This is a genomic window from Protofrankia sp. Cj3, from assembly GCF_917627355.1.
Taxonomy (GTDB): Bacteria; Actinomycetota; Actinomycetes; order Frankiales; family Frankiaceae; genus Protofrankia.
Map to the genome: position 1 here is coordinate 3,527 of NZ_CAKJTR010000013.1, position 16,830 is coordinate 20,356.

Annotated in this window: 17 protein-coding genes; 4 read left to right on the forward strand and 13 right to left on the reverse strand. The window is 69.6% G+C overall.

What is annotated here, in order from left to right; genetic code table 11:
- Nucleotides 1–47: 47 nt before the first annotated feature.
- Entirely contained in the window at nt 48–506 is a 459-nt protein-coding gene (locus MJ783_RS03090; protein ID WP_239308386.1) for a DivIVA domain-containing protein, read from the reverse strand.
- A 281-nt stretch (nt 507–787) separates the two neighbouring features.
- On the opposite strand from MJ783_RS03090, the gene folP reads away from it, so the two are divergent.
- Nucleotides 788–1,600 carry a dihydropteroate synthase gene (gene folP, locus MJ783_RS03095; RefSeq protein ID WP_305039475.1) on the forward strand — a complete coding sequence of 271 codons (813 nt, stop codon included), beginning with the start codon at nt 788–790 and terminating at the stop codon, nt 1,598–1,600.
- 12 nt (nt 1,601–1,612) lie between these two features.
- Here the strand turns inward: folP and MJ783_RS03100 are convergent, their stop codons facing one another.
- The 6 genes from MJ783_RS03100 to fdxA all read right to left on the reverse strand — a co-directional run bounded on the left by MJ783_RS03100 (nt 1,613) and on the right by fdxA (nt 7,158).
- Nucleotides 1,613–2,203, reverse strand: coding sequence for a TIGR00730 family Rossman fold protein (locus MJ783_RS03100; RefSeq protein WP_239308388.1), 591 nt, complete (start codon nt 2,201–2,203; stop codon nt 1,613–1,615).
- Nucleotides 2,200–3,177, reverse strand: coding sequence for a TIGR00730 family Rossman fold protein (locus MJ783_RS03105; protein WP_370651421.1), 978 nt, complete (start codon nt 3,175–3,177; stop codon nt 2,200–2,202). The genes MJ783_RS03100 and MJ783_RS03105 overlap by 4 nt, the downstream gene beginning before the upstream one ends.
- A gap of 96 nt (nt 3,178–3,273) precedes the next feature.
- The gene (gene dapE / locus MJ783_RS03110; RefSeq protein ID WP_239308418.1) at nt 3,274–4,326 is read right to left on the reverse strand and encodes a succinyl-diaminopimelate desuccinylase; all 1,053 of its coding nucleotides are present in this window, start codon (nt 4,324–4,326) and stop codon (nt 3,274–3,276) included.
- A 70-nt stretch (nt 4,327–4,396) separates the two neighbouring features.
- The gene (locus MJ783_RS03115; RefSeq protein ID WP_239308389.1) at nt 4,397–5,242 is read right to left on the reverse strand and encodes a 2,3,4,5-tetrahydropyridine-2,6-dicarboxylate N-succinyltransferase; all 846 of its coding nucleotides are present in this window, start codon (nt 5,240–5,242) and stop codon (nt 4,397–4,399) included.
- Between the two features lie 177 nt (nt 5,243–5,419).
- Entirely contained in the window at nt 5,420–6,784 is a 1,365-nt protein-coding gene (dapC, locus tag MJ783_RS03120; protein ID WP_305039352.1) for a succinyldiaminopimelate transaminase, read from the reverse strand.
- Nucleotides 6,785–6,834: 50 nt separating this feature from the next.
- Nucleotides 6,835–7,158: a ferredoxin gene (fdxA, locus tag MJ783_RS03125; protein WP_239308390.1), complete on the reverse strand. Its 324-nt coding sequence runs from the start codon at nt 7,156–7,158 to the stop codon at nt 6,835–6,837.
- Nucleotides 7,159–7,523: 365 nt separating this feature from the next.
- Between fdxA and MJ783_RS03130 the strand changes: the two genes are divergently transcribed.
- The gene (locus MJ783_RS03130; RefSeq protein WP_239308391.1) at nt 7,524–8,420 is read left to right on the forward strand and encodes a transglutaminase-like domain-containing protein; all 897 of its coding nucleotides are present in this window, start codon (nt 7,524–7,526) and stop codon (nt 8,418–8,420) included.
- A gap of 6 nt (nt 8,421–8,426) precedes the next feature.
- Here the strand turns inward: MJ783_RS03130 and MJ783_RS03135 are convergent, their stop codons facing one another.
- The 5 genes from MJ783_RS03135 to MJ783_RS03155 all read right to left on the reverse strand — a co-directional run bounded on the left by MJ783_RS03135 (nt 8,427) and on the right by MJ783_RS03155 (nt 13,450).
- On the reverse strand, nt 8,427–8,924 hold the full coding sequence (locus MJ783_RS03135) for a flavin reductase family protein (RefSeq protein WP_239308392.1): 498 nt from the start codon (nt 8,922–8,924) through the stop codon (nt 8,427–8,429).
- Between the two features lie 111 nt (nt 8,925–9,035).
- The gene (locus MJ783_RS03140; RefSeq protein ID WP_239308393.1) at nt 9,036–9,557 is read right to left on the reverse strand and encodes a DUF6113 family protein; all 522 of its coding nucleotides are present in this window, start codon (nt 9,555–9,557) and stop codon (nt 9,036–9,038) included.
- A 260-nt stretch (nt 9,558–9,817) separates the two neighbouring features.
- Nucleotides 9,818–10,696: an N-acetyl-1-D-myo-inositol-2-amino-2-deoxy-alpha-D-glucopyranoside deacetylase gene (gene mshB / locus MJ783_RS03145; protein WP_239308419.1), complete on the reverse strand. Its 879-nt coding sequence runs from the start codon at nt 10,694–10,696 to the stop codon at nt 9,818–9,820.
- A 217-nt stretch (nt 10,697–10,913) separates the two neighbouring features.
- Nucleotides 10,914–12,752 (reverse strand): translational GTPase TypA, encoded by a 1,839-nt coding sequence (gene typA, locus MJ783_RS03150; protein WP_239308394.1) that lies wholly within the window; start codon nt 12,750–12,752, stop codon nt 10,914–10,916.
- Between the two features lie 248 nt (nt 12,753–13,000).
- Nucleotides 13,001–13,450: a (deoxy)nucleoside triphosphate pyrophosphohydrolase gene (locus MJ783_RS03155; RefSeq protein WP_239308395.1), complete on the reverse strand. Its 450-nt coding sequence runs from the start codon at nt 13,448–13,450 to the stop codon at nt 13,001–13,003.
- Between the two features lie 90 nt (nt 13,451–13,540).
- Here MJ783_RS03155 and MJ783_RS03160 point away from each other — a divergent pair, with 90 nt between their 5' ends.
- Together MJ783_RS03160 and MJ783_RS03165 are read left to right on the forward strand one after the other, a co-directional pair.
- Nucleotides 13,541–13,849, forward strand: coding sequence for a 4a-hydroxytetrahydrobiopterin dehydratase (locus MJ783_RS03160; RefSeq protein ID WP_239308396.1), 309 nt, complete (start codon nt 13,541–13,543; stop codon nt 13,847–13,849).
- 237 nt (nt 13,850–14,086) lie between these two features.
- Complete coding sequence (locus MJ783_RS03165; RefSeq protein ID WP_239308397.1) at nt 14,087–15,313, forward strand: ABC transporter substrate-binding protein; 1,227 nt, start codon at nt 14,087–14,089, stop codon at nt 15,311–15,313.
- Between the two features lie 229 nt (nt 15,314–15,542).
- Here the strand turns inward: MJ783_RS03165 and ychF are convergent, their stop codons facing one another.
- Nucleotides 15,543–16,619, reverse strand: a complete 1,077-nt coding sequence (gene ychF, locus MJ783_RS03170; protein WP_239308420.1) for a redox-regulated ATPase YchF — start codon at nt 16,617–16,619, stop codon at nt 15,543–15,545.
- Nucleotides 16,620–16,830 lie beyond the last annotated feature (211 nt).

Below are 16,830 nucleotides of genomic sequence, written 5' to 3' on the forward strand. Positions count from 1 at the left end.
ATCTCCCGGGACTCCCGTCCACGCGGCCATGCCCGCCCGGCGGCCGGTTACTCCACCGGCGGGGCCGCCGGGCCGACGGCATCGGCGTGGCCGGTCCAGCCGTCGCGCTCCGCGCTCCGGTAGCTCGGCGCCTGCTCGTCGGCATGGGCGAAGGAAGCCAGCCTGACCATCTCCTCGTCCCGCCGCGCGAGTTCAGCGTCCCGCCAGGCAAGCTCGTCCGCGAGCCGCGCGACCACCGCGTCGACCTCGGCCATCCGGTAGCCCCGGAACGCCATGTCGAACCGAACACCGGCGAGGTCGGCAGCGGACACGGTCAATGCCGGCAGACCGTCACCGGCCGCGTCCGGCGGCGCTGGCGACAACCGGTCGAAGCGTCCGACCGACAGAGCCGCGACGGCGAAGACAATTGCGGCAACAACCACTATCTCGACGACGAGCAACACATCCACGATCGTGGCACGGGTTGAGAAATTATGCCGCACCCGCCACCCCGACAGCACGATCACCGCTCTTTTTCACGCGGACGCAGGCCGGCGCAGGCTCCGGGCGGGTCCGCCGCATACGTGGCCGGCGGATAAGAGCGCCCGGCAACAGGGGTGTGGATCCTCGAAGCTTCCAGCGCCGGCCGCTAAAGTTCCCTGCGGTGAGCGACATCTCCTCGACGGGCGGCCCCGCCGGCCCCGCCCACACCGCCGGCAGCACGGGCGGAGGGCTCCCCGCGGGTACCCGGGCGGCCAGCGACCTCCGGCTCGGCTCATCGACGTTCCGCCCGTCCGACCTGACCATCATGGCAATCATCAATCGGACGCCCGACTCGTTCTTCGACCGAGGCGCAACCTACGGCGAGCCGGAAGCGCTGGCCGCGGTGGACCGTGCCGTCGCCGAAGGCGCCCAGATCATCGACATCGGCGCGGTGAAAGCGGCACCGGGCGAGGACGTCGACACCATCGAGGAGCTGCGGCGGCTCGGCGGGTTCGTCGCGCTCGTCCGGTCCAGGCACCCCAGCGTCGTGATCAGCGTGGACACCTGGCGTGCCGAGGTGGGCCGGGTGGTGGCGAGTGAAGGCGCCGACCTGCTCAACGACGCCTGGGGCGGTACCGATCCCCGGCTCGCCGAAGTCGCCGCCGAGCACGCGCTGGGTCTGGTCTGCACCCACGCCGGGCAGCTGCCGCCGCGCACCCGGCCACACCGGATCGCCTACGACGATGTGGTCGCCGACATCATCGCCACCACGACCGGGCTCGCGAACCGCGCGGTGGCGCTCGGTGTGCGACCGGACAGCGTGATCGTCGATCCGGGCCACGACTTCGGCAAGAACAGCCGGCATTCCCTGGAGGCGACCCGCCGGCTCCCCGAACTCGCCGCAACCGGCTGGCCGGTTCTCGTCGCGCTGTCGAACAAGGACTTCATCGGCGAGACCCTCGACGCCGGGGTCACAGACCGCCTCGAAGGGAGCCTCGCCGCAACCGCGATCAGCGCCTGGCTCGGTGCCAGGATCTTCCGCGCCCACCAGGTCGCCGAGACCCGCAGGGTGCTGGACATGGTGGCGGCCATCCGCGGTACCCGCGACCTCGCCGTCGCCCGCCGAGGCCTCGCCTGACCCGGACGGCGGCTACTCCCCCTCGAGCCGCTCGGCGGTGGTCGGCCCGGTGCCGCCCGGCGGTGGCACGCCGGCCTCAAGAAGATCCAACGCGGCCTCGACCGTATTCGCCCAGCCCAGGGCGTTCCGGGCCGCCGGCCGGACGAAACCCCGCCGGACCAGTTCGTCCACCTGTGCCCGGAGATGGGCGAACAGGCCGTCCGGGTCGAGGACGACGACCGGCTTGGCATGCATCCCGAGAACGCGCCCGACCCACATCTCCAGCAGTTCCTCCAGGGTGCCAAGACCGCCGGGGAGGGCGAGGAAGGCGTCCGAGCGGATCTCCAGGAGCCTCTTGCGCTCCCGCATCGTCTCGGTGACGATCAGCTCGTCCGCGTCGCCGTCGGTGATTTCCAGGGCCGACAGCGCTCGGGGAATCACGCCGGTAGTGCGGGCGGCGCCCGCACGGGCCGCGCGGGCGACCGCACCCATGCACGAGACGGAGCCGCCACCCGAAACCAGGCCGTGGCCGCGGCGGGCGAGCGCGGCACCGACCGCCGCGGCCAGCTCGAGGTAGGAGGGATCGATCGCCTCGGACGACGAGCAGTAGACACAGATGTTCACGCGGGCTCGCCGCCCGGACGCCCGGCCTCCGAGCCCGGCTGGTCGTTGCCCACGCGGTGGCTGTTGACGATGATCTGAACAGCCTCGTCCACGTCATCGGTGAGAGTGACAAGATCAAGATCTGTCGGCAGGATGCGCCCGGCGCCCGCAACCGTGGTGCGCAGCCAGTCCAGCAGGCCCGCCCAGTACCGCGAGCCCATGAGCACCACCGGGAAGCGGGTCACCCTACGGGTCTGGACGAGCGTGAGAGCCTCGAACAGCTCGTCGAGCGTGCCAAGCCCGCCTGGCAGGATCACGAATGCCTCGGCGTACTTGACGAACATGGTCTTGCGGACGAAGAAGTACCGGAAGGTCACCCCGAGGTCCACCCAGTCGTTGAGACGCTGTTCGAACGGGAGCTCGATGCCGAGGCCGACCGACAGGCCGCCAGCCTCCTGCGCGCCCCGGTTGACAGCTTCCATAGCCCCCGGGCCGCCACCCGTGATCACCGCGTAGCCAGCCCGGACGAGCGCGCTGCCGAGCCGCTCGCCAAGGGCGTAGTCGGGGTCCTCGACGGGGACACGAGCCGAGCCGAAGACCGTCACCGCCCGGGGCAGCTCGGCGAGCAGCCCGAACCCCTCGACGAACTCACTCTGGATCCGCAGGACCCGCCACGGATCGGCGTGGACCCAGTCAGCCGGACCACGGGTGTCCAGCAGATGCTGGTCGGTCGTCGACCCTTCGACCAGCCCACGGCGAACGGTGATGGGCCCGCGTTGCCGCTCCGGCGGCCGGCGGGTCCGGGCTGGCCGATCCCGGCCCGGAGCCGGACCCGGAGCCGGAGCCGGACCCGGACCCGGTCCCGGACCGGCCGCGGCCGAGGCGACGGCGACAGAAACATCGGCGGAAGCGGGGCCAGCGGAAACCGTTCGGGCGGCCACGGCACCGTCGGCGACAGGAACGTCTGGCTGGGTCGGGTCGGTAGGCGCACTCACGAGCTGTAACATAACGTTCCAGCGTTATGTTCAAGATCGTAAACGGGTAACCGACCGAGAAGTTCGACGGAGGTTACCCGAAACACCCCATGCGGGTCAGCGCATGAGGTAGCGCCGCAGCACATCCTCTGCCGCGCCGATCCGCGCCACCTCGACATACTCGTCGCGGGTGTGGGCGAGGCCAGGGTCACCAGGCCCGAAGTTGAGCGCCGGGATACCGAGCGCGGCGAAGCGGGCCACGTCGGTCCAGCCGTACTTGGCCACGGGCACACATCCCGCAGCCGCCACGAACGCGCTGACGACGGGCGCGGCGAGGCCGGGCAGCGCACCGGGCGCACTGTCGGTCACCGCAAGGGCGAAACCGTCGAGTACGGCACGGACATGCTCGAGCGCCTGACCGACATCACGGTCCGGGGCGAACCGATAGTTGACCGTGACCTCACAGGCGTCCGGGATGACGTTGCCAGCCACGCCGCCGCTCACCCACACGGCGTTGAGGCCCTCGCGGTAGGTACAACCGTCGATGGTCACCGTCCGTGGCTGGTAGTCGGCGAGGCGCTCCAGCAGCGGCGCGGCGCGGTGGATCGCGTTCTCGCCAAGCCATGCCCGCGCCGAGTGCGCCCGGCGTCCGCGTAGCGAGACCACCACCCGTAGGGTGCCCTGGCAGCCCGCTTCGATCTCGCCCGAGGTCGGCTCCAGGAGCACCGCGAGATCGGCGTCCAGCCAGTCGCGATGGCGCTCGGCAACGCGGCGCAACCCGTTGAGCTCGGCGCGGACCTCCTCGTTGTCGTAAAAAACCCAGGTCACGTCATGGGTGAGGGGCTCACCCGCGAGCGCGGCGGCCAGCCGCAGCAGCACGGCCACTCCCGACTTCATGTCGGAGGTCCCGCAGCCGTAGAGCCTGCCAGCCGCGAACCGGGCGGGCAGGTTGTCCGCGATCGGCACGGTGTCGAGGTGCCCGGCCAGCAGCACCCGGGTCGGCAGCCCCAGGTCGGTACGGGCAACGACGGCGTCGCCGTCCCGGTCGACCCGCAGTCCGGCGACGCCGGTCAGAGCCGTTTCGACCAGGTCCGCGAGGACGGCCTCGGAGCCGCTCACCGACGGGACGTCGACCAGGGCGCGGGTCAGCTCCACCGCCGAGGCGGTCAGGTCGAGCGGCGCGCCGCGGCCGAGCGGGGAACGCTCGGCGGATGGTCCAGGTAGCCGGTCCGGCAGCTGCTCAGCTGGCAACGCCGTGCTCCCGCAGGATGTCGTTCAGCGCGAGCTTGTCGTGGATCTCCCCTTCGGCCAGCGTCCGCAGCACCAGGATGCACGGCATGGCGTAGTCCCCGCCGGGGAACGACTTCACCCGGCTCGACCCGACCGCCACCGCCCGCTGCGGAATCTCCCCACGCGGGTACTCCTCGCCGGTGACCGCGTCGAACACGTGCGTGGAGGCGGTGAGGATCGCGCCGGCGCCGAGCTTGGCCCCGCGGCGCACCCGGGCGCCCTCCACCACCATGGCGCGGCTGCCGATGAACGCGTCGTCCTCGACCACCACGGGCTTGGCGTTCGGCGGTTCCAGCACCCCGCCGATGCCGGCCCCGCCAGACAGGTGCACCCGGCGCCCGATCTGCGCGCAGGAACCGACCGTCGCCCAGGTGTCGACCAGAGTACCGGCACCGACGTACCCGCCGATGTTGGTGTAGCTCGGCATCAGCACCGCACCAGGTTCGATATGCGCCCCCCAGCGGACGATCGCGCCCGGCACGACCCGCACCCCGTCGAAGGATGTCTTGAGCGGCACCCGGTCGTGATAACGGAAGTCGCCGGCCGCGGACTCGGCCATCGGCAGCACCCGGAAAGCGAGCAGGATAGCGCGTTTCGCCCGCTCGTCCACGACGACGTCGCCGCTGTCGGCGACATGGGCGACCCGGGCCTTCCCCGCGTCCAGGAGGTTGATCGCCTCAACCACGACATCGTGCAGGCTGCGGCCGGCCAGCGCCTCGGCGGCGTCAGGACGGTCCCACAACAGGTCGATGACCGGGTCTATCGCGGAGTCGATGATCTCGCCCGATGTGCTCACGACCCCGACCCTAACGAGGCGCCTGCCGCCCGTGCCCCACCGGCCCCGAAGGATCATGATCCTGGAAGATCGAGGAGCCCACCGCTCAGTGCCGGGAGACCGGAGCCAACGGGGCCAAGAGGCGGGAGGCGGGACCGCGGCGCCCCCCGGACGGCACCCCCCGGCCCAGGATGGGGGCTACCGGATGTCCGGCGGCTCCGTCGTGACCCGGAATCCGGGACGGCCGCCACGGTCGTCGCCCGGCCACGGCATCGCCGGGAGCGTCCCCGGGCCCGCGGGCGCCGGCCCCCTGTCCTGGTACTGGCTCCCCTGCTGGTGCTGGTAAGCGGTGTCCGGCCGCGTCCCGGCCACGGGCAGACCCCCGGTCGGCGGTCCGGACGGGAGGAGCGGCGCGACCGGACGGGCGCCGGTCTGGTGACCGCCGCCGACGTACCCGGCGGCCACCGGTGCCGGTGGCGGGTTGACCAGCTGCGGTGGCGGCAACATCGCCATCCGCTCCGGGACGGTGGCGACCTGGGCGTCCGGCCCGGTCAGCGCTATCCGGACGTGCCTGCGCCCGGCCTCGCCGTAGAACACGCCGGGGGCGACGAGTACACCCACGCTCGCCAGGGCGTCCACCGTCGTCCAGGCTTCCTCCCCGCGGGTCGCCCACAGGTAGAGCCCGGCCTCGCTGTGCTCGATCGTGAAGCCGGCAACGGCCAACGCCGCGGCGAGCACGGCCCGCCGGTTGGCGTAACGCGCCCGCTGCTCAGCGACGTGCATGTCGTCGGCAAGGGCCGCGGTCATGGCGGCCTGAACCGGTGTCGGCACCATCGACCCGCCGTGCCGCCGCACCTCCAGCAGCCCGGTGACGAGCCTCGGATCCCCGGTGACGAAGCCCGCGCGGTAGCCGGCGAGGTTCGACCGCTTGGACAGCGAGTGCACCGCGAGCAGCCCTTCGTGGGAGCCGCCGCAGACATCCGGATGCAGCACCGAGACAGGCCGGGCCTCCCAGCCCAGCTCGATGTAGCACTCGTCGCTGGCGACGACGATGCCGCGCTCGCGGGCCCAGCCCACGACCGCCCGCATCTCGTCCACGGTCAGCACCCGGCCGGAGGGGTTGGCCGGAGTGTTCAGCCAGACCAGCGCCACACCGTCCACCGGGCCGAGCACCGGCTCGCAACGGGCGAGCAGGGCACCGACCTCGTAGGTCGGATAGGCCGGTGCCGGTATCCAGACGCGGTCGCCCGGCCCGAGCCCGAGCTGGCTCGGCAGCTGCGCGACCAGCTCCTTCGTCCCGATCACCGGCAGGACGCTGTCGGGCTCGACGATCACCCCGAGCCGGCGCGCCAGCCAGCCCGCGGCCGCGTCCCGCAACTCGGGCGTACCCGCGGTGGCCGGATAGCCGGGGGCGTTCGCCGCCGCCGCGAGGGCATGCTGAACCGCGAGCGGGGTCGGGTCCACCGGCGTGCCGACCGACAGGTCGACCATGCCATACGGGTGTGCGCGGGCCTTGCGCGCGAACGGCGCAAGGGCGTCCCAGGGGAAGTCGGGCAGCCGCACCCGGAAGTGATGGGCCTGCCGGAGCGCTCCAGCAGGCCCCGTAGGCCCGGTCAGGACTCGCCCTGCGGCGCCAGCGCGGCGACACCGGGCGGATCGAAGTCGAGCGCGCCCACCTTCGACGCCCCGCCAGGCGAACCGAGCTCCTCAAAGAAGACGGCGTTGGTGTCGGTGAAACCCTTCCACTGATCCGGAACGTCGTCCTCGTAGTAGATGGCTTCGACCGGACAGACGGGCTCACACGCTCCGCAGTCGACGCACTCGTCAGGCTGGATGTACAGCATCCGTCCGCCTTCGTAGATGCAGTCGACCGGGCACTCCTCGATACAGGCCCTGTCCTTGACATCGACGCAGGGCTCCGCGATGACGTAGGTCACCGGTTGTTCCTCCTCGGCTCACGGGCGACTGATTCCCTAGTATCGACCTCGACGGTTCTGTGTCGACAACAAGGGCGTTCGCTTGTCGTGTATGTCGTCCGTATCACTCCTGCTGACGTCGGCGCCAGGGTTTCCGTCCGCCGGCGGGTCGCCGGTCCGCTGCCACTGACCGACGTCGTCGGGCAGCTGCTGTCCTGGACCGACCGATGTCTGACGATACGGACCAGAGACGGTTCCATCGTGAAGGTCGCGGAAACAGATCTCGTTGCCGGCCGGAGGGTGCCGCCGCGGCCGGTCCGCCCAGCGGCCGCTGGGCAGTGCGGCGCCGGGCAGTGCAACGCTGGGCATACGGAGGCGAATCCGCAATGAGTGCCCGAACACGACGCCAATTCGCCGACATCGTCCGCCGGGATCCGGTCGATGTCGCGCTGGCCTGCCTGCTGATCGCGGCGGAGGTCGAACCAGGCCTCGACCCAGCCCGCGAGCTGGCCCGGTTCGACGCCCTCGCCACGGACGCCGGTCGCCTTCTCGACATCGCGCCGGACGAGCTGGGCACCGCAACGGACGAACTGGGCACCGCGGCGGACGAGCGACCCGCCACCCGGCGCACACTCGCCGGGCTGGACGTGCGTGCCGCCGCCGAGATCCTGCGGGAGGCGCTGGGAACGCGGGCCGGCTTCCACGGTGACCCCGGCAGCTCCGACAGCCTGCACGCCTGCCTGCTCACGTCGGTGCTCCGGCGTCGGCACGGCCTGCCGATCATGCTGTCGATCGTGTGGATGGAGGTCGCCCACCGCCTCGGCGTCCCCGCGTACCCGATCGGCCTGCCCGGCCATGTCATCGTCGGTGTCGGCGCGCCGGACCGGCACGTCCTGGTCGACCCGTTCGCCGGCGGCCGGCTGATCACCGTACACGAGGCCGCGGAGAAGGTCCGTTCCGCCGGGGTGGCGTTCACCCGTTCGCAGCTCAAGCCGATGGACCCGACCGGCCTGCTCATGCGGGTACTGGGCAACATCCGGATCTGGGCGGCACGGACGGAGGCCATCGCGACGCGGCTGTGGGCCGTCGAGCTGTCCCTGTTGCTGCCGCGCCATCCCACTCACCTGCTCCGGGAGCGCGGGGAACTACGTGCCCGCCGCGGTGACTTCATCGGCGGCGCGGCGGATCTCACGACTTTCGCCGACGTGGTCGCCGCCCTGGAGCCGGCCGCGGCCGGCGCGGCCCGTGAAGCGGCACACGCCGCCCGTGCCCGCTTGAACTGACGCCGGTCAGTCAGCGGCGAGCTCCCGGTACATCCCCCGGTAGAACAGCAGGGGAGGCGCATCCCGGCTGGATCCGTCCAGTGCCACGACTTCACCGAGCAGCAGGGTGTGATCACCGCCCTCGTAGGTGAGGACCGTACGGCACTCGAACGCCGCGAGCGCGTCCGTCAGCAGAACCACGCCGGTCGCGGCTCCGATGGAATGCTTCCAGCTCTCGAAGAGGGTCCGTGCGTCGTGCCGGTCCTGGCTGGCGAAGAAGCGGGACGCCTCCCGCATGTCCGCGGCAAGGACGGAGACGCCCCACACGCCCGCGCCGAGGACCGGCGTGTGGAAACGGGACATCTTGCCAACGCTGACCAGCACCAGCAACGGGTCGAGTGACACGGAGGTGAACGAGTTCGCGGTAATCGCGAACGGCTGGTCCTCGAAAACAGTGGTGATGACCGTGACACCTGTTGCGAAACGCCCGACCGCCCGGCGGAAGGCGTCCGGATCGACGGCCACGCGGACACGCTACTCCCGCGCCGGTTTGCCGAGGCACTCCCGACCTGCTCGTGACAACGACCACATCTCCTCTTGGCCAGCCACGGCTTCATCCCCGGTTGTGGCGGCCCTTCAGCGCCCGGGACGACGGTGGTCCGAGCCCTGGGCCGGCGGACGCTGATCCGGGTGCGGACCGGAGGCAGAACCGCGCGGACCGGTCGCCAGCGTCGCGGACAGGCCGCGACGGGGCGAGCCGAGCATCGCCACGACGACCGGAGCGATCGCACCGACGACCAGAAACAGGTACCCGGCGGTGCCCGCCGTCAGGAGAAGATCACCTTCAGGACGCGCGACGCCAAAACACAGCACGATCGGGATCCAGCCCACAGCAACGATCATGGCCCCGAGGCGGGTGCCGGTGAACCAGCGCACCAGCAGCGCCGCGGCGGTGTTTCCGGCCAGCGCGAAGGCAACTCCGACCGACAGCAGGACCCCGCCGGGCCGGGGGCCCACCGGAACGAGGAACACACCGTAGAAGCCGAGCGCAAGACCGACCAGCCAACCGAACACGTAGGCCGACCCCAGGAAAGCCCGAGACGGTTCAGCGCCTGCGCCTGCGCCGCTGCCGCTGTCGCTGCCGCTGACCGCGTTCACGTCCCTGCCCACATCGGTGGCTGTCGCCGTGACCGAGGCCGCCGGAGGCGGCTGACACGAATGATCATGCATCGTCGAACCGGGCATGGGTCGAGATTAAGAGCGACCGGCAATAGGGGACGCGGCGTCGCGGGGCTGGGGCACCCACCTCGCCGCGTTGTCGTCGGTCGCCACCCAACACCTCCGGTGGCTCCCTCCGCCGCCTCGCGACGCACGCATCCCAGCCCCGCTCCTTGGCCCACTCCCCTGTTACCGATCACTCAGAGATCGAGCCCGGCGAAGAGGTCGGTCTCGCGCCCGTTCGGGCCGCCGGCCGGTCCGCGCTCACCCCGGGTGAGGATGTAGTGCTCGGTGCCCCATGCCCGGTGGCCGATGCCGTCGGCCAGGACGAAGAAGAAACCGTCCGTCGTCATCTGGGTTGCATGCGCTCGCATGGCCGCCACCTTCGCCTCGAAGTGAGCGGGCGAATCGATCTCAGTGGTCACGGCACTGTCCGGCACCGCCATCGGCACGTCATCCGCCGACTGCACACCGTCGAACAGCTCACGCCCGGTACCCGACGAACGGAAGTAGTCGATCCCAGCCTGGATCATCGATCGCGCGACCGCGGTCTGGTACAGCTTCGCGGGCTGCCAGGGCGGCCCGGCATCCGGAGCGAAGGACGGATCCCCCGCCACCTCGAACATCCGCACAGTCAGTTCGTGCGCACGGATGTGGTCGGGATGCCCGTAGCCACCGTTGCTGTCGTAGGTGACCAGTACCTGCGGACGGACCGCACGGACGATCTCAGCCAGCGCGGCCGCCGCCTCGTCGGGATCGGCCCGCCACAGGCAGCGCGGATCGTCGTTCCCAGGAGTGCCCATCATGCCGCTGTCACGCCAGCGGCCCGGCCCGCCGAGGAAGCGATGGTCGGTGACGCCGAGCGCCTCGCACGAGCGCGCCAGCTCACCGATGCGGTACCCGCCGAGCTGGTCGCCCCGGTCGGAGCGCAGATTGATCAGTTCTGGAACGAGCACCTCGCCCATCTCCCCGAGCGTGCACGTGACAAGAGTCACATGGGTCTCCGGGTCGGCGGCGTAGGACGCCATGGTCAGCCCGGTCCCGATCACCTCATCGTCAGGGTGGGCATGCACGAACATCACCCGCCGCGCCGGCAGCTCGATGAAGTCCGGCCCAGACCCGGTCAGCACAGTGGGAGCAGTCACGCCCACGACCCTACGGGGCGCCGCGGACGCGACGGCACCGGAGCCCACCAACCACGCTCCGCGAGGATGAACGGAGATCACCCGAGGAGCGAAGCCAGGCTGGCCCGCCTACCTCACGCACACGACGACAGCCGCCGCACGCTGGCCGAGGTCACGCCCGGCGGCGGGAACGGAGCTTCTCCCGCTCCGCCGCGGTCAGCGCGACCTTGCGCATCCGCACCGGACCGGGCGTGACCTCCACGCACTCGTCCTCCCGGCAGAACTCCAGCGCCTGCTCCAGGGACAGCTGCCGGTGTGGGGTGAGGCGCACCAGCTCGTCCCCGGTGGACGAGCGCATGTTGGTGAGCTTCTTCTCCTTGGTGGGGTTGACGTCCATGTCGTCGGCACGGGAGTTCTCCCCGACGATCATACCTTCGTAGACGTCGGTGGTCGGACCCACGAAGAGGGTGCCGCGCTCGCCCAGGTTGTACAGGGCGTACGCGGTCGCCACGCCAGCACGGTCAGCCACCATCGAACCCGTCGCACGGGTACGGAGTTCCCCGAACCAGGGCTCGTAGGAGTCGAACACGTGGTGCATCAGCCCGGTGCCGCGGGTCTCGGTCAGGAACTCGGTCCGGAAGCCGATGAGCCCGCGGGCCGGCACCTGGTACTCCATCCGGATCCAGCCGGTGCCATGATTGATCATCTGCTCGAGGCGGCCCTTGCGGACCGCCAGCAGCTGGGTGAGCGTCCCGAGGTACTCCTCGGGGGCGTCGATGGTGAGCCGTTCCACCGGTTCGTGCCGCTTCCCGTCGATCTCCCTGGTGACGACCTGCGGCTTACCGACGGTGAGCTCGAAGCCCTCACGGCGCATCAGCTCGACCAGGATCGCCAACGCGAGCTCCCCTCGGCCCTGCACCTCCCAGGTGTCGGGGCGCTCGGTCGGCAGCACCCGGATGGAGACGTTGCCGACCAGTTCGGCATCCAGCCGGTTGCGCAGCAGTCGCGCGGTCAGCTTCGTCCCGGACTTACCGGCCAGCGGGGACGTGTTGATCCCGATGGTCATGCTGATCGACGGCTCGTCGACGGTGATGACGGGCAGCGGCCGCGGGTCCTCGGGGTCGGCCAGCGTTTCGCCGATCATGATATCCGCAATGCCCGCGATGGCGATGATGTCGCCTGGACCGGCCTGCTCGCCCGGCACCCGCTCCAGCGCCTTCGTGACCAGCAGCTCACTGATCTTCACCCGGTCGGTACGGCCGTCCGCGCGGCACAGCATCACGCTCTGCCCACGGCGCAGTGTCCCGTTGTGCACCCGGCACAGCGCGAGCCGGCCGAGGTAGGGGGATGCGTCAAGGTTGGTGACGAGCGCCTGCAAGGGTGCCTGCGGGTCGTAGACCGGCATCGGGACCGACTCAAGCAACACGTCGAACAACGGCTTGAGATCGGGTGAGTCGGGGTTGCCGCCATCATCCGGCCGGTTCAGCGAGGCGCGTCCCGCCTTGGCGTTGCAGTAGACGATCGGGAAGTCGATCTGGCTCTCGTCCGCGTCGAGGTCGAGGAAGAGCTCGTAGGTCGCGTCGACGACCTCGGCGATCCGGGCGTCGGAACGGTCCACCTTGTTGATGACCAGAATGACCGGCTGCCTGGCTTCCAGCGCCTTGCGCAGGACGAACCGGGTCTGCGGCAGCGGGCCCTCGCTCGCGTCGACCAGCAGCACGACCCCGTCGACCATGGACAGGCCACGCTCGACCTCGCCGCCGAAGTCCGCGTGGCCAGGCGTGTCCACAATATTGATCGTGACGTCGCCGTACTGGACCGCGGTGTTCTTCGCGAGAATCGTGATGCCCTTCTCGCGTTCGAGATCCATCGAGTCCATGACGCGATCCGTCGCCTCGGCATGGTCACCGAAGGCGCCGGACTGCCGCAGCATCGCGTCGACGAGGGTTGTCTTGCCATGATCGACGTGGGCAATGATCGCGACGTTGCGCAGATCGGCGCGGACGGACACGGTGGCGGGCTCCGGTACGGACGTGGGGCAGCGGCCCCGAGGCTGGTTGTTACTGGACAGATGGTGCTGACATCGTGACGCCGGACGCGGAACCCGGCCCGACGGGACACCCCGCGCGTCAGGCATGGGCACCAGAAGATCATCCCATTCCCGCTCGCCTCTCAGGGTCTACCCGCCATGGTACGGACCCGCGAGACCTCACATCGAAAATCAACAGAAGGTTTATTTCTCAACACCTTCCGTTAATGTTATCTACCATCCCACAACCCCAGAACACCCGCCGCCAGAGCAACACGAAGATCATTAACTAACGGTAAGTCCGGAGAGAGCCACGCTACGTTATCAAGTTCGTGCGATGCCAGCCATCGCAGCTCCGAATGCGCGATCATATATGGCTCGCCACCGACGATCCGAGCGAACCACACCCGGAGCACCCAGCCGGCCGTGGGCAGCGCGACCTCGCCGAGGAGCGCTCCCACCTCGATGCCCACGCCGAGCTCCTCGCGGCACTCGCGCGCGAGCGCGGTCGCCTCGTCCTCGCCGGGCTCGACCTTGCCACCGGGAAACTCCCAGCCACCGGCGAGCGCGGGAGGATCGCGCCGGCAGCATGCCAGCACGCGGCCCTGCGCGTCGATGAGCGCCGCGGCTACCACAACCCGCCGGCTGCCTGTCGGCTCCATAGCCGCACACACTCTCATGGCGCTGGGTTTCCCCGCGGCAAGGAGGGCGCGCTCACCCAGGTGGGGGTAACACCGAAGTCACCCGACAAACTGAACGGAGGCCATTCCATGCCCACCAGGCTCGACGCGGACCGGCTCGCCGACGCACTCGGCGAACTACCGGGATGGAGCGGTGATACCTCGACAATTGTACGAAAAGTCACCATGGATGATGAGACCGCAGACGAGGTGGTCGAGCGGATCTCGCTCGTGGCGAACACCATGAATCACCATCCCATCGTTGACCGAGCACACGGCGTGACAACCTTCACGGTCTGGACGCATTCCCAGGGCGGCGTCACAGAGCTTGACATCACGCTGGCATCCCGGATCTCCGACGTCCTGCGTCAGCACGGCATCGCGGACCCCAGCAGGTAAGAGCGCCCGGCAACAGGGGTGCGGCGGCACGGCAATCCCTCATGCGCCGCCGCATCTTTCCGACTACTCGTCGTGCCTCCAAGGCTCTGACCTGGGAACCCTCGGCGTCCCCATCAAAACTAGGTGATATGAATTAGCTATTCGCCTTGATCTATCGGGCGTCGGATCCCGGGAAGGTCACCCCAGCGCCATGCTGGATCAGCGTGACAAGACAACCACTGTTCGTGGAGGCCTACTGTGCGGCATCGCATTCCGTTTGGTCAGCGGTCTGCCATGGCCGTCGTCGCCGTTGTGCTGGCGGCAAGCTGCGGCGGCGGTAACGGCGACACACAGAGCGCGTCCGCGAACGCAGCCTGCACAACCCCCGGCATCAGCCCGACCACAGCCAAAGTCGGGCTGGTCTTCCCCTCCTCAGGGCCCGCGGCACCGCAGTTCGCGGACTTCCGGGCCGGCATAGACGCGCGGTTCGGCGTGGCGAACGGCAACGGCGGCGTACATGGCCGCCAGCTCGTCTACGACTGGTCGGACGACAGCTCCGACCCGGCCACGAACCGCGCCGTGACAACCGGGCTCGTCGAAAGATCACAGGTCTTCAGCATCCTCCAGGCCAGCAACGTCGTCTCCGGTTCAGCCGACTACCTGCACAAGAACGGCATACCGGTGGTCGGCTTCTCGGCGGAAACCATCTGGAGCAAGAACGACAACATGTTCACCTGGTCGAACTACCTCACGGACGGCCCGGCACCGACGACATGGGGAACATTCGCGAAGAACCTGGGCGGCCGGAAGGCCGCCGTGCTCCGCATCGCGTTCAGCGAGGCATCGGGCATTTTCGCCCAGAAGATGACGGACAGCCTGAAGGCCGCGGGCATCGACGTGGTCTACACCGACCAGATCTCCGTGACCGGGACGGACCCGTCCATGATCGCCGCAAAGATAAAGAGCTACGGTGTTGACGTGCTCGCCGGCGCGCTGACGGTCGACGCTTTCGCGAGCATTACCAGCGCGGTCAACCGGGCGCAGATACCGCTCAAGGTCTCGATGTCCCCGTCCGGGTACGACCAGGCGGTCCTCATCAAATACGGCGCCCAGCTCGCCAGGACCTACCTGTTCCTGAACGTCGCGCCGTTCGAGGAGAACCTGCCCGCGCACAAGGCGTTCATCGCCGGGATGACGGCGTACGCCCCGCAGCTCCAGCCACCGACCCAGAGCGTCGCCCTCAGCGGCTGGATCACCGCCGACCTGTTCATCCGCGGGCTTCAGGCCGCCGGCTCGTGCCCCACCCGCCAGTCCTTCATCAGCGGGCTGCGAGATGTCCACGACTACGATGCCAACGGTCTGGTGGTACCAGCCTCCGACATGGCCAAGTACCAGAGCGCCTCACCGTGTTACACCTTCGTCCAGATCAACGCCAAGGGCACCGCCTTCGACGTGCAGCAGCCGGCGCCATACTGCGGTCAGTAGCTCGGAGCCGCAGAGCGCCCGGCAACAGGGGCGTGGATCAAGGAACGAGGCTACGGCGTGTTTCGGAAGTCACCGGAGGCATTGGGTGACGACCGAAACACGCCCTGAGGTGGGTGCGCCGCGATGCGGCGGAGAAAGCCACCGCAGGCATTGGGCTCGGCGCGCCCCGGGCAGCCGGTGCGGAACGCGATCACCCGCGCGCTGCCCCAGCCGCGGGAGCGGTACCTGATCAGACGTTGAAACGAAACTCCACGACGTCGCCGTCGGCCATCACGTAGTCCTTGCCCTCGATACGGACACGGCCAGCGGCACGAGCCGCGGTCATCGAACCGGCCGCCATCAGGTCGTCGAACGAGACGACCTCCGCCTTGATGAACCCGCGCTGGAAGTCGGTGTGGATGACGCCCGCGGCCTCCGGCGCGGTCGCGCCGGCCCTGATTGTCCAGGCCCGCGACTCCTTCGGCCCCGCCGTGAGGTAAGTCGCCAGGCCCAGCGTGTGAAAGCCGATCCTGGCCAGCTGGGCCAGGCCGCTCTCGGTCTGCCCCAGGGCCGCCAGCAGCTCGGCGGCGTCGTCGTCGGGGAGCTCGCTCAGCTCGGCCTCGACCTTCGCGCACAAGACCACCGCGTCGGCCGGGGCGACCAGCGCCGCGAGCTCCTTACGCCGGCCGTCGTCGGCGAGGACGTCCTCGTCCACGTTGAACACGTACAGGAAGGGCTTGGCGGTGAGCAGGAACAGCTCACGCAGCGCGGCCCGGTCGACGCCCGGATCGGACGAAAGGGTGCGGCCCGCGTCCAGTACTTCCCGGGCGTGCTTCGCGGCGGCCAGCATGGCCTGCCTGCTCTTGTCGACCCGCGCTTCCTTCTCCAGCCTGGGCAGGCGCGCGTCGATGGTCTGCAGGTCGGCGAGGATCAATTCGGTGTTGATCGTGGCGATGTCGTCAGCCGGATCGACACGGCCGTCAACATGGACGACGTCCGGATCGGAGAAGACACGGACAACCTGGCAGACCGCGTCCGACTCGCGGATGTTGGCGAGGAACTTGTTGCCGAGGCCCTGTCCTTCGGCCGCGCCGCGGACAAGCCCGGCGATGTCGACGAAGCTGACCGCCGCCGGCACCGTACGGGTGCTGTGGAACACCTCAGCCAGCCGGGCCAGCCGGGAGTCCGGAACGCCGACGACTCCGACGTTCGGCTCGATGGTGGCGAACGGGTAGTTCGCGGCTAGGACGTCGTTACGGGTCAACGCGTTGAACAAGGTCGACTTGCCGACGTTGGGTAGTCCGACGATCCCGATCGACAAGCCCATGACGCCGCAGTCTACGGGGCGGGCCGCGGCCGGCGTCCACATACCACTGCCGGACGACGCCCAGAAGATATCGCTGGCATCCCGCCAGGCGCGATCATGGCCGGCGTGAAGCCTGCCGGGTACCGACTGCCGGCGATGCTGCTTGCCGGCCTCCTGTGCGCGGCCACGGGCGTCGCCTGCACGGGCTCCAACGCCAGCCAGCCGCGCCCCA

Coding starts and splice junctions, on each gene's coding strand:
- folP (WP_305039475.1), top strand. CDS start 788: ATGGCAATCATCAATCGGACGCCCGACTCGTTCTTCGACCGAGGCGCA.
- MJ783_RS03130 (WP_239308391.1), top strand. CDS start 7,524: ATGAGTGCCCGAACACGACGCCAATTCGCCGACATCGTCCGCCGGGAT.
- mshB (WP_239308419.1), bottom strand. CDS start 10,696: ATGTTCGTGCATGCCCACCCTGACGATGAGGTGATCGGGACCGGGCTG.
- MJ783_RS03155 (WP_239308395.1), bottom strand. CDS start 13,450: ATGAGAGTGTGTGCGGCTATGGAGCCGACAGGCAGCCGGCGGGTTGTG.
- MJ783_RS03160 (WP_239308396.1), top strand. CDS start 13,541: ATGCCCACCAGGCTCGACGCGGACCGGCTCGCCGACGCACTCGGCGAA.
- ychF (WP_239308420.1), bottom strand. CDS start 16,619: ATGGGCTTGTCGATCGGGATCGTCGGACTACCCAACGTCGGCAAGTCG.